Raw genomic sequence first — 12289 nt, 5'->3', positions numbered from 1 at the left:
CGTCAAAGTATCACTAGACATGACCCAGTTTGCTAAAGAAACTCTGCCCATCAGCCTTGAAGAGGAGATGCGACGCAGTTATCTCGATTACGCCATGAGCGTGATCGTTGGCCGGGCGCTTCCTGATGCGCGCGACGGCCTCAAGCCCGTGCACCGCCGCGTTTTGTACGCCATGCACGAACTCAACAACGACTGGAACCGTCCTTATAAAAAGTCAGCGCGTATCGTCGGCGACGTGATTGGTAAGTACCACCCTCACGGCGACAGCGCGGTCTACGACACCATCGTGCGTATGGCCCAAGACTTCTCTTTGCGCCACATGCTGGTGGATGGACAGGGTAACTTCGGCTCGGTGGACGGCGATAGCGCCGCTGCCATGCGATACACGGAAATCCGCCTGTCGAAAATCGCCCATGAAATGCTGGGTGACATCGACAAGGAAACCGTCGACTTTGGCCCCAACTACGACGGCTCTGAAAGCGAGCCTCTGGTGCTGCCAAGCCGCTTGCCCAATTTGCTGGTCAATGGTTCATCGGGCATTGCTGTGGGTATGGCGACAAATATTGCGCCGCATAACCTCAATGAGGTCGTGGACGCCTGCCTGCACCTGCTACAGAACCCTGAAGCCAGCATTGATGACCTGATGGAAATCGTGCCCGCGCCCGACTTCCCAACAGGCGGCATCATCTACGGCATCAACGGCGTCAAAGAAGGCTACCGCACAGGTCGTGGCCGTGTCGTGATGCGCGCCAAGGTGCACTTTGAAGACATCGACAAGGGTCAGCGCCAGTCCATCATCGTTGATGAGTTGCCCTATCAGGTCAACAAAAAGACACTTCAAGAGCGCATGGCCGAGTTGGTGCACGAGAAGAAAATTGAAGGCATCAGCCACATTCAAGACGAGTCGGACAAGTCCGGCATGCGCTTGGTGATTGAGTTAAAGCGTGGTGAAGTGCCTGAAGTTGTGCTCAACAACCTCTACAAACTCACTCAGCTGCAAGACACCTTCGGCATGAACATGGTGGCGCTGATCAACGGTCAGCCCAAGCTGTGCAACCTGAAGGACTTGATCGAAGTATTCCTGCAGCACCGCCGCGAAGTCGTGACACGCCGCACGGTGTTTGAGCTGCGCAAGGCCCGCGACCGCGGCCATGTGCTTGAAGGTCTGGCCGTTGCTTTGGCCAATATTGACGACTTCATCGCCATCATCCGCAACGCCCCCACGCCACCCGTGGCCAAGGCTGCGCTGATGGAAAAGTCGTGGGACAGCAAGCTGGTGCGCGAGATGCTCACCCGCACGCGCACCGATGGCGGCGTGATCAATGCCGACGACTACCGCCCCGAAGGTCTGGAAGTCGAATTCGGCATGCAAGGCAATGGCCTGTATCGCTTGTCTGAGACCCAAGCGCAAGAAATTTTGCAGATGCGTCTGCAGCGCTTGACTGGCCTTGAGCAAGACAAGATCGTGGTTGAGTACAAGGACATCATGTCGGTCATCGAAGACCTGCTGGATATCCTGGCCAAACCCGAGCGCGTCTCCACCATCATTGGTGAAGAGCTGACAACCGTTAAGGCTGAGTTCGGCCAGACCAAGAAGGGCGAGCGCCGCAGCACGGTCGAGTACAGCGCGCAAGACCTGTCTACCGAAGACCTGATTACGCCCACCGACATGGTGGTAACGCTCTCGCACACCGGCTACATCAAGAGCCAGCCACTCTCCGAATACCGCGCCCAAAAGCGCGGCGGACGCGGCAAGCTGGCTACGGCAACCAAGGAAGACGACTGGATCGACCAGCTCTTCATCGCCAACACGCATGACTATCTGCTGTGCTTCTCCAACCGCGGGCGCATGTACTGGCTCAAGGTCTGGGAAGTACCATCGGGCTCGCGCGGCTCACGCGGTCGCCCCATCGTCAACATGTTCCCGCTGCAAGACGGCGAGAAGATCAACGTGGTGTTGCCGCTGACCGGTGAGAACCGCACCTTCCCTGAAGATCATTACGTCTTCATGGCCACCAGCATGGGCACCGTCAAGAAGACGGCGCTGACCGAGTTCAGCAACCCGCGCAAGGCCGGCATTATTGCCGTGGGCTTGGATGAGGGCGATTTCCTGATTGGCGCAGCACTGACCGACGGCAAGCACGATGTGATGCTGTTTAGCGACGGCGGCAAGGCCGTGCGTTTTGATGAAAACGATGTGCGCCCCATGGGCCGCAATGCCCGCGGTGTGCGCGGCATGAACATTGATGAGACGCAAAACGTCATCGCCATGCTGGTAGCCGAAGCCGATGACGGCACAGGCAACGTGGCAGCAGGTTCGCAAAGCGTGTTGACAGCCACCGAAAACGGCTACGGCAAGCGCACTGCAATCAGCGAATACACGCGTCACGGCCGTGGCACCAAGGGCATGATTGCAATTCAGCAGTCCGAGCGCAACGGCAAGGTGGTTGCTGCCACCTTGGTCGCGCCTGAAGACGAAATCATGCTGATCACCGACACCGGCGTGCTGGTGCGTACCCGCGTTGCGGAGATCCGCGAACTGGGCCGCGCCACACAGGGTGTGACGCTGATCAACTTGGATGCCGGCGCCAAGCTCATCGGCCTGCAACGCATTGTGGAAAACGATGCCATTGTTGAAAGCGATGCCAGTGCTGAAAACGGTGCAAACGACGCTGACAACAGCGCCCAAGCAGCCCAAGCCAATCCATCGACAGATGGTGCAGCTGATGACTCTAACGAGTCCCGTGAATCTGGTGAGCCCGGCGACGCCGCTTAAATGGCTTGAGTCTTTTGAATGACTCAAAGCCCCTTAAGTCGTTGACCTAAAAGCCGCCACGCGCCTGCACTGCAGGCCGTGGCGCAATGTTTTTGATAGCTGAAAGCGCAAGCTAGATGAGCGCTTTCACATGTTTTAAGCGTAAATCTGATGAACCGCCCCTATAACTTCTCCGCAGGCCCCGCCGCTATCCCTGAAGAAGTGCTGCAAACCGCAGCCGCCGAAATGCTGGACTGGCACGGCTCTGGCATGGGCGTGATGGAAATGAGCCACCGCGGCAAAGAGTTCATCAGCATTTACGAAGCCGCAGAGGCCGATCTGCGCGAATTGCTGGCCGTGCCCGCCCATTTCAAAATCTTGTTCATGCAAGGCGGCGGCTTGGCTGAAAACGCCATCGTGCCCATGAACTTGTCGCGCGCTGGCGTGACCGATTTTGTGGTGACCGGCAGCTGGAGCCAAAAATCGGCCAAGGAAGCCGTCAAGTACGTCAGCGAAGCCAATGTCATCGCCACCGGCAAAGACAGCAACTACACCACCTTGCCCGCTGCCAGCAGCTGGAACCTGAGCCGCGGCGCAAGCTACGTACACATTTGCAGCAACGAGACGATTCACGGCGTTGAATTTCACGAGTTGCCCGACTTGAAAGCGCTGGGCTCAGACGCCCCGCTGGTCATCGACTTTTCCTCGCACGTTGCATCGCGCTCCATTGACTGGAGCCGTGTCGGCTTGGCCTTTGGCGGCGCGCAAAAGAACATTGGCCCGGCTGGCCTGACCATCGTCATCGTGCGCGAAGACTTGCTGGGCCACGCCCTGCCCATCTGCCCCAGCGCTTTTGATTACAAAACAGTGGCCGACAACGGCAGCATGTTCAACACCCCACCAACTTGGGGCATTTACATGGCGGGCCTGACTTTTAAATGGCTCAAAAACCAGACCGAAGCCGGCTTAAGCGGCGTTGCCGCCATCGAAGCGCGCAACATCGCCAAGGCCAAACTGTTCTACGACTTTGTGGACCAGTCCTCGTTTTACGTGAACAAGGTCGCTGAGAACTGCCGCTCGCGCATGAACATTCCGTTCTTTTTGAACGATGAATCGCGCAACGACGCCTTCTTGGCCGGAGCCAAAGCAGCTGGCTTGCTACAGCTCAAGGGCCACAAATCGGTGGGCGGCATGCGCGCCAGCGTTTACAACGCCATGCCTATTGAAGGCGTGCAGGCACTGGTCGCCTATATGCAGGACTTTGAGCAGCGTCAAGCCTAAAGCCGACAGCACGCAGAGACCGCAGGCATAGAACGTAGATCAATACAAAATGAGCTAGCAGTCCATACAAATAAAGGCTTTCAGAGCCATTTGATTCTGAAAGCCTTATAGGACGAGGACTAGCAGCTACAAAAATCAGAGGAACCCATGAGCCAAGAACCCCAAGCCAGCCCCGAGCTGCTGACGCTACGCAACCAGATCGACTCGCTGGACCGCCAGTTGCTGGACCTGGTCAATCAGCGCGCCCAAGTGGCCGAGCAAGTGGGTGATCTCAAAAAGCATGAAGGCACCTCTTTCTTCCGCCCTGACCGCGTGGCTCAGGTCATTGAGAAGATCAAGAACAACAACCCCGGCCCCCTGAAAAGCGCGCATGTAGCCGCCATTTGGCGCGAAATCATGTCGGCTTGTTTGGCACTGGAATCGCCTCAGCGCGTGGCCGTACTCGGCCCTGCTGGCACCTTCTGCGAAGAAGCGGCCATTCAGTACTTCGGCGGCGCTGCCGACTTGATGTACTGCAACACCTTTGAAGAAGTCTTTCACGCCACTGCCGCTGGCAGCGCCCAGTACGGCGTCATCGGCATGGAAAACTCCAACGAAGGCGTGGTGACGCGCTCGCTGGACATGTTCTTGCACACCCCCTGCCATGTGGTGGGCGAGGTCAGCATGCTAATTCGCCACAACCTGATGCGCACCAGCAATTCGCTGGATGGCATTGATGTCGTGGCCGCCCACCCGCAGGCTCTGGCCCAGTGCCAGGGCTGGCTGTCCAAGCACCTGCCCCATGCCGAGCGCCGCCCGGTGGAAAGCAATGCCGAAGGCGCCCGTCTGGCCGCCCTGAACCCCAATTGGGTAGGCATTGCCAGCGAGCGTGCTGCCCAGCAGTTTGGCCTGCATATCGTGAGCCACGCCATTCAAGACGATGCGTACAACCGCACGCGCTTTGCCGTCATTTGCCTGCCGCACACGCTGGCAACTGCTGCACCTAGCGGCGCTGACTGCACCAGTCTCATCGTCTCCGTGCCCAACACCGCAGGCGCTGTGCATGACCTACTAGTACCGCTCAAAAAGCACGGTGTATCCATGACCCGCTTTGAGTCGCGCCCCGCCCGCACAGGTCAGTGGGAGTATTACTTCTACATCGACGTAGAAGGCCACCCCGAACAAGCCCACGTGGCTGCCGCGCTGCAAGAGCTGCAATCGCTATGCGCCTTCTACAAAGTGCTGGGCACCTACCCAGTGAGCAAGTAATGACAGCGCAAGCAATGTCAGCACAGATGATGGCAACGCCAAAAATGCAGCCTTTTGAGCAACTGGGCTTGATTGGCTGCGGCCTCATGGGCGGCTCGTTTGCACTGGCGCTCAAAAAAGCGGGTCTGGTCAAGCGCGTGGTGGGTTACAGCAAATCGCCCTCCACCACCGAGCGAGCCCGCCAAATGGGCGTCATTGATGTGGAAGCGCCTTCGGCCCTGCTAGCCGCATCGGGCGCCGATCTGGTGCTGCTGGCCGTACCCGTGGCGGCGACAGAATCCACTCTCAAGTCCATCAAACATCTGGTCACCCCCAAGATGATGATCATGGATGTGGGCTCCACCAAAGTCGATGTGGTGCAAGCCGCACGCGCGGCGCTGCGCGATCAGGTCGGCAGCTTTGTGCCTGCCCACCCCATTACTGGCAAGGAAGTGGCCGGCGTGGAGCACGCAGACGTCAATCTCTACAAAAACGCGCAGGTCATTCTGACCCCCACAGAACGCACGCTCACCGCCCACCTCAACCGAGCCCAAGCGCTGTGGCAGGCCCTTGGCAGCCATGTACAAGCCATGTCGCCAGAGGCGCATGACAGCGCGCTGGCCACCGTCAGCCACCTGCCCCATTTGCTGGCGTTTGCCATGATGCAAAGCGTGATCAGCCAGCCCAAGGCCGACGAAGTTCTGTCCCTGGCCGGCCCCGGTTTTCGCGACTTCACCCGCATCGGCGCAGGGGACCCCAAGCTGTGGCGCGATGTACTGCTAGCCAATCGCGAGCAGGTGCTCAATCAATCACGCCAGTTCCGCCAAGCACTGGAGCAACTCGAAGGCTTGATGCAAGCTCAAGACGCACAAGGCCTGCAAGACCGCCTCACGCTGGCCAGCGCTGCCCGCGCCCACTGGAAGATGGGCACCAAGCGCGACCCAGCCCTCTGAAACCAGTGTGCTTAACCTCTAGTCCTTTATAAATAAGGACTAGCAGCTACAAATTTCAGAGCAAATTTACGACCTTGATGGATCGCCATGTTTAATACCGACTTTTTGGATATCCCCGCGCTGGACTCTGCCCACGGCACAGTCAGCCTGCCCGGCTCCAAAAGCATCTCCAACCGCGTGCTGCTGCTGGCCGCGCTGAGCCAAGGCACGACCACCATCCACGACCTGCTGGACTCTGACGACACGCAGGTCATGCTCGCCGCACTCAAGCAGCTGGGCTGCCGCATCACGCCAGACGCAGTTACTCCGGGCCAAGCGATTGAAGTGACCGGTATTGGCGGCCAATTGCCCGCAGGCACCGCGGCAACGCTGTTTCTGGGTAACGCTGGCACCGCCATGCGCCCGCTGACGGCAGCGCTGTCTGTGCTCGGCGGCCAATTCGAGATGACGGGCGTAGCGCGCATGTATGAGCGCCCGATTGGTGATTTAGTCGATGCACTGCGCCAACTGGGCTGCCAAATCGATTACTTGAAGGACGAGGGCTTTCCACCTCTCAAAATCGGCCAGCCCGACTTCAGCCAGCTAAGCCGCGAATCTATCAAGGTGCGCGGCGATGTCTCCAGCCAGTTTCTGACTTCGCTGCTCATGGCCCTGCCTCTGCTGGCCAAAGGCCGTGACATCACCATCGAAGTAGTGGGCGAGCTGATCTCCAAGCCCTACATCCACATCACGCTTGAGCTGCTGGCCCGCTTTGGTATTACGGTGAAAAACGACAACTGGCAGCGCTTTGTGATCCCCGCAGGCAGCAGCTACCAGTCGCCCGGCAACATTCATGTTGAAGCCGATGCTTCGTCTGCTAGCTATTTTATAGCACTTGGTGCAATTGCCACGGACACTGCAGAGCAGCAAAGCATCAAAATTCTGGGTGTTGGCAAAGATTCGATTCAGGGCGATATCCGCTTTATCGAAGCCGCCCAAGCCATGGGTGCACAGGTCGAAAGCGGCCCCAACTGGCTGCAGGTATCTCGCGGCAGCTGGCCTCTCAAGGCCATCGACCTGGACTGCAACCACATCCCCGACGCCGCCATGACGCTGGGCGTGATGGCTTTGTACGCCCACGGCACGACCACGCTGCGCAACATCGCCAGCTGGCGCGTGAAGGAAACCGACCGCATCGCCGCCATGGCCACTGAGCTGCGCAAGCTGGGCGCCACGGTTGAAGAAGGTGCGGACTACATCCGCATCACGCCTCCTACCGAGAAGTCCACGTGGAAAGCAGCCAGCATCCACACCTATGACGACCACCGCGTCGCCATGTGTTTTTCGCTGGCCGCCTTCAACCCCGCCAAGCTGCCGGTGCGCATTGAAGACCCCAAGTGCGTGGCCAAAACCTTCCCTGACTACTTTGAGGCACTGTTTAGCGTTTGCAAGACAGACGACGAGGCAGAGCATGAGCACGCGCTCGCACACGCGCAACACTACGAGCGTAGCCGCATTCCCGTGATCTGCATTGATGGCCCCACGGCCTCAGGCAAGGGCACGATTGCGGCCGAAGTCGCCAAAGCGCTGGGCTACGGCTTGCTGGACTCGGGCGCGCTCTACCGTATCACAGGCCTTGCCGCGTCGCGCGCAGGCCTTGCGCTTGACGACTCCAACGAAGAAACCATTGCCGAAATGGCCATGGAAATGCCCGTGCGCTTTGACGCGCAGCAACGCGTGTGGCTAGGCGATGAAGACATCAGTCTGGCCATTCGCAGCGAAGCAGCCGGCATGAATGCCTCGCGCGTCTCTGCCCTGCCTGCGGTGCGCAGTGCACTGGTCAACCTGCAACTGTCATTTCAGCAGCTCCCCGGCTTGGTTGCCGATGGCCGCGACATGGGTACGGTGATCTTTCCCCATGCGCCGCTGAAGGTCTATTTATGGGCTTCTGCCCAGTGCCGCGCAGAGCGGCGCCATAAACAATTGATTTCCAAAGGGATTTCAGCTAATATATCCACCCTTTTGGCAGACCTTGAAGCACGCGACGCGCGCGATATGAATCGCAGCACTGCGCCACTCAAGCCAGCCGAAGATTCTTTGCAGCTCGACAGCTCTGAGATGACCATTGATCAAGTGGTTGCCCAAGTGCTTTCGTGGTGGCAAGAACGTCAGCCGTTTGGCCGAGCTTGATTTATCAGACTCAGCCTCACAGCTAACAAGTTGCCCTTGGTGTCAGGCTCTGCAGATCGCAAAGTCAGCAGCAAGGTTGTTAACCTTTAACCCGTGGGCTTTAAAAACCCGCACCCCCGCATTCAGCCTTAAAAACGTTTGGCAATAGTGCTGACGGAAACCTGTTTGCGGTCAAGGAAATAAATGTCTGAATCTTTTGCCGCCCTTTTTGAAGAGTCGTTGACACGCACCGAAATGCGTCCCGGCGAAGTTATCACTGCTGAAGTTGTTCGCGTTGAGCACAACTTCGTGGTGGTGAATGCTGGCCTGAAGTCGGAAGCCTACGTGCCCCTCGACGAGTTCAAGAACGACCAGGGCGAAGTTGAAGTCCAAGTGGGTGACTTCGTTTCCGTGGCCATCGGCTCCATCGAAAACGGCTACGGCGACACCATCCTGTCCCGCGACACCGCTAAGCGTTTGGCTTCGTGGTTGTCCCTGGAAAAGGCGCTGGAGTCCGGCGAATTCGTGACCGGTACTACTTCCGGCAAGGTCAAGGGCGGCCTGACCGTTCTGGTCAACGGCATCCGCGCATTCCTGCCCGGTTCGCTGATCGACACACGTCCCATCAAGGACCTGACTCCTTACGAAAACAAGACCCTGGAATTCAAGGTCATCAAGCTGGATCGCAAGCGCAACAACGTGGTGCTGTCGCGCCGCGCTGTGGTGGAAGCTTCCATGGGCGAAGAACGCGCCAAGCTGATGGAAACCCTGAAGGAAGGCTCCATTGTTCAAGGCGTTGTGAAGAACATCACCGAATACGGTGCGTTCGTGGACCTGGGCGGTATCGACGGCCTGCTGCACATCACTGACATGGCATGGCGTCGCGTGCGTCACCCATCCGAAGTGGTGACAGCTGGTCAAGAAATCATGGCCAAGATCCTGAAGTTCGACACCGAAAAGAACCGCGTGTCTCTGGGTCTGAAGCAAATGGGTGATGATCCTTGGATGGGCGTTGCTCGCCGCTACCCATCGGCTACTCGCCTGTTCGGTAAGGTCACCAACATTGCTGACTACGGCGCATTCGTGGAACTGGAACCCGGCATTGAAGGCCTGGTGCACGTTTCCGAAATGGACTGGACCAACAAGAACATTGCTCCTACCAAGCTCGTGTCCCTGGGCGACGAAGTCGAAGTCATGGTTCTGGAAATCGACGAAGACAAGCGTCGCATCTCCCTGGGCATGAAGCAGTGCAAGGCTAACCCTTGGCAAGATTTCGCTCAGAACACCAAGCGCGGCGACCGCGTGAAGGGCCCTATCAAGTCCATCACCGACTTCGGCGTGTTCGTGGGTCTGGCTGCCGGTATCGACGGCCTGGTGCACCTGTCTGACCTGTCTTGGAACGAAACCGGCGAAGCCGCTGTTCGTAACTACAAGAAGGGCCAAGAAGTCGAAGCTATCGTGTTGGCTGTGGACGTTGAGCGCGAGCGCATCTCCCTGGGCATCAAGCAGCTGGACAGCGATCCCTTCACCACGTTCACAACCGTGAACGACAAGGGCCAGATCGTGACCGGTAAGGTCAAGACTGTGGACGCTAAGGGCGCTGAAATCGACCTGGGCGAAGAGATCATCGGCTACCTGCGTGCCTCCGAAATCTCGGTGGACCGCGTGGAAGATGCTCGCTCCGTGCTGAAGGAAGGCGACGAAGTGACTGCAGTAGTGGTGAACGTGGATCGCAAGAGCCGCAACATCCAACTGTCGATCAAGCAAAAGGATCACGCTGAACAGCAGACAGCTATGGCTTCTCTGTCGGTGCAGTCCTCCAAGGAAAACGCTGGTACCACCAGCCTGGGCGCTCTGCTGCGCGCCAAGCTGGACGCAGACAACAAGTAATCTTGTCTCAGCTGGTCGGTCAGCTCGCCTGATCGACCGCTAAGCGTCAAAGACAACGGGCGCCCTGTGCGCCCGTTGTTGTTTTCAACCTAGTTTCAGCAGTCCGATGACCCGATCCGATCTCGTAGAAGAACTTGCCGCCCAATTTGGCCAACTCAACCAACGTGATGCCGAGCAGGCCGTCAAAACCATTCTGGATGCCGTCAGTGATGCTTTAGTGCGCGGTCAGCGCATTGAAATTCGCGGTTTTGGCAGCTTTGCCATTAATCACCGCCAGCCCCGCATCGGCCGCAATCCGCGCTCCGGCGAATCCGTGCAAGTCCCCTCCAAGCGTGTTCCTCACTTCAAACCAGGTAAAGCCCTGCGCGAGGCCGTAGACAACTTGAAGACCGGCGACACAACAGCTGCACAACAGCCAACGGCGTAATTCTCGAGGCCCAAGGCCTAAGGTATCAGGCGTCTTTTACGCCTAACTCGCTTAACTCTTTACGCTAATGACCAGCCTACACACAGGCTGGCCTAAAATCTCCCCGTCACACAAGAGGCACAAGGGGAAGCATGAAATACCTGCTGTGGCTGCTCAAGGCAGCCATTTTTTTCACTCTGTTTGCGTTCGCACTGAACAACCAGCAAGACAGCACCGTGCATTTTTTCTTTGGCACGGCTTGGACTGCTCCGCTGGTACTGGTGGTGTTGACGGCGTTTACGCTGGGTTTGTTTGTGGGCGTGCTCGGCATGGTGCCGCGCTGGCTCAAGCACCGCGCGGCGGCCCGCGAAGCTCAGGCAACCCAACAGACCACCACCAGCGCGCCCCCAACACCTGCAGGCGCAGAGCAGAGCTCTTCTTCAACCCTTTCTCCAAGCGACGTTCATGGAATTTAATCTGACTTGGATTTTGCTGGGCCTGCCCGTAGCCTTTGTGCTGGGCTGGCTGGCTTCTCGCTGGGATTTGCGCCAAGTGCGTGCCGACAACCGTCAAGCGCCCAAGGCGTACTTCAAGGGCCTGAACTTTTTGCTCAATGAGCAGCAAGACAAAGCCATTGATGCCTTTATCGAAGCCGTGCAAAACGACCCCGACACCACCGAGCTGCACTTTGCACTGGGTAACCTGTTTCGCCGCCGCGGCGAGTACAACCGCGCTGTTCGGGTTCACGAGCACCTTTTAAGTCGCGCCGACCTCTCGCGCCCCGACCGCGAGCGTGCCCAGCATGCTCTGGCGCAAGACTTTCTCAAAGCCGGTTTGTTAGATCGCGCCGAAGAAGCTCTCAGCCGCCTAGAAGGCACGCAGTACGAAGGCGAAGCGCGCCTTTCCCTGCTGGCTATTTACGAACGCTCACGCGACTGGGCGCAGGCCGCTGCCATCGTGCGCAAGATGCAAGCCGCCGGCCAGGGCGACTTCAGCACACGGTTGGCCCACTATTTGTGCGAAGACGCGCAAGCGCAAGTCGCCAACGGGCAGCTCGACAAGGCATTTTCACAGCTGCAACAAGCACTTGAAACCGCACCACAAGCGCCTCGCCCACGGCTTGAGCTGGCCCAGCTGCAACACCGCCAAGGCCAGTCTGCACAAGCATTGATTAGTCTGCAGGCCATGGCGCAGAACAGCCCTGCTGCCCTGCCTTTGGCCGCCAGCTTGATAGTTGAGGTCGCCGAAGCCACGTCAGAGGTAGAGCAAGCACGCACCCTGCTGCTTAAGCACTATGAGCAAGCGCCATCGCTTGACTTGCTGCAAGCCTTGGTGGCTTTGGACAAAAAAAGCAGCCAGCCTGATGCACCCGGCCGCCTGCGCCTGGTCAAGCACTTGGAGCGTGAGTCTTCTTTGGTGGCTGCAGCGCAATGGCTTGAAAGTGAAGTACTGAGTGAAGAGCAATATCACGCCACGGTCCAAAAAGCCCTTAATCACGCAACCAAGCCTTTGACCCGCTACCGCTGTGCGGCCTGCGGCTTTGAGGCTCGCACCCATTTCTGGCACTGCCCCGGCTGCCAGAGCTGGGACAGCTACCCAGCTCGCCGCGTAGAAGAGCTCTAAAAAACG

The 12289-nt window shown here is 58.3% G+C and carries 9 protein-coding genes; all 9 read left to right on the top strand.

Going from position 1 to position 12289, the window contains the following annotated elements:
- Positions 1-19 precede the first annotated feature (19 nt).
- The 9 genes from gyrA (at position 20) to lapB (ending at position 12283) form a co-directional block, all read left to right on the top strand.
- Complete coding sequence (gene gyrA, locus KUF54_RS04180; RefSeq protein ID WP_219345426.1) at positions 20-2776, top strand: DNA gyrase subunit A; 2757 nt, start codon at positions 20-22, stop codon at positions 2774-2776.
- 150 nt (positions 2777-2926) lie between these two features.
- Complete coding sequence (gene serC / locus KUF54_RS04175) at positions 2927-4036, top strand: 3-phosphoserine/phosphohydroxythreonine transaminase (protein WP_219345425.1); 1110 nt, start codon at positions 2927-2929, stop codon at positions 4034-4036.
- A 147-nt stretch (positions 4037-4183) separates the two neighbouring features.
- Positions 4184-5284: a prephenate dehydratase gene (gene pheA / locus KUF54_RS04170; RefSeq protein ID WP_219345424.1), complete on the top strand. Its 1101-nt coding sequence runs from the start codon at positions 4184-4186 to the stop codon at positions 5282-5284.
- Positions 5285-5313: 29 nt separating this feature from the next.
- Positions 5314-6216 (top strand): prephenate dehydrogenase/arogenate dehydrogenase family protein, encoded by a 903-nt coding sequence (locus KUF54_RS04165; RefSeq protein WP_219346264.1) that lies wholly within the window; start codon positions 5314-5316, stop codon positions 6214-6216.
- 87 nt (positions 6217-6303) lie between these two features.
- Entirely contained in the window at positions 6304-8385 is a 2082-nt protein-coding gene (locus KUF54_RS04160) for a bifunctional 3-phosphoshikimate 1-carboxyvinyltransferase/cytidylate kinase (RefSeq protein WP_219345423.1), read from the top strand.
- Positions 8386-8568: 183 nt separating this feature from the next.
- On the top strand, positions 8569-10254 hold the full coding sequence (rpsA, locus tag KUF54_RS04155; protein ID WP_219345422.1) for a 30S ribosomal protein S1: 1686 nt from the start codon (positions 8569-8571) through the stop codon (positions 10252-10254).
- Between the two features lie 106 nt (positions 10255-10360).
- Complete coding sequence (locus tag KUF54_RS04150) at positions 10361-10681, top strand: integration host factor subunit beta (protein WP_219345421.1); 321 nt, start codon at positions 10361-10363, stop codon at positions 10679-10681.
- A gap of 131 nt (positions 10682-10812) precedes the next feature.
- The gene (locus tag KUF54_RS04145) at positions 10813-11136 is read left to right on the top strand and encodes a lipopolysaccharide assembly LapA domain-containing protein (RefSeq protein ID WP_219345420.1); all 324 of its coding nucleotides are present in this window, start codon (positions 10813-10815) and stop codon (positions 11134-11136) included.
- Positions 11126-12283, top strand: a complete 1158-nt coding sequence (lapB, locus tag KUF54_RS04140; RefSeq protein ID WP_219345419.1) for a lipopolysaccharide assembly protein LapB — start codon at positions 11126-11128, stop codon at positions 12281-12283. The genes KUF54_RS04145 and lapB overlap by 11 nt, the downstream gene beginning before the upstream one ends.
- Positions 12284-12289 lie beyond the last annotated feature (6 nt).

The organism is Comamonas sp. Y33R10-2 (genome assembly GCF_019355935.1).
In the GTDB taxonomy this organism is placed as follows: Bacteria; Pseudomonadota; Gammaproteobacteria; order Burkholderiales; family Burkholderiaceae_C; genus Comamonas.
Note: the sequence above shows the minus strand (reverse complement) of the source record. Positions and strands in the feature narration are given on the sequence as shown.

What these genes read in the sequence shown, in the direction of transcription:
- pheA (WP_219345424.1), top strand. Translation starts at nt 4,184, where the DNA reads ATGAGCCAAGAACCCCAAGCCAGCCCCGAGCTGCTGACGCTACGCAAC.
- gyrA (WP_219345426.1), top strand. Translation starts at nt 20, where the DNA reads ATGACCCAGTTTGCTAAAGAAACTCTGCCCATCAGCCTTGAAGAGGAG.
- rpsA (WP_219345422.1), top strand. Translation starts at nt 8,569, where the DNA reads ATGTCTGAATCTTTTGCCGCCCTTTTTGAAGAGTCGTTGACACGCACC.
- lapB (WP_219345419.1), top strand. Translation starts at nt 11,126, where the DNA reads ATGGAATTTAATCTGACTTGGATTTTGCTGGGCCTGCCCGTAGCCTTT.
- KUF54_RS04160 (WP_219345423.1), top strand. Translation starts at nt 6,304, where the DNA reads ATGTTTAATACCGACTTTTTGGATATCCCCGCGCTGGACTCTGCCCAC.
- serC (WP_219345425.1), top strand. Translation starts at nt 2,927, where the DNA reads ATGAACCGCCCCTATAACTTCTCCGCAGGCCCCGCCGCTATCCCTGAA.
- KUF54_RS04145 (WP_219345420.1), top strand. Translation starts at nt 10,813, where the DNA reads ATGAAATACCTGCTGTGGCTGCTCAAGGCAGCCATTTTTTTCACTCTG.
- KUF54_RS04150 (WP_219345421.1), top strand. Translation starts at nt 10,361, where the DNA reads ATGACCCGATCCGATCTCGTAGAAGAACTTGCCGCCCAATTTGGCCAA.
- KUF54_RS04165 (WP_219346264.1), top strand. Translation starts at nt 5,314, where the DNA reads ATGGCAACGCCAAAAATGCAGCCTTTTGAGCAACTGGGCTTGATTGGC.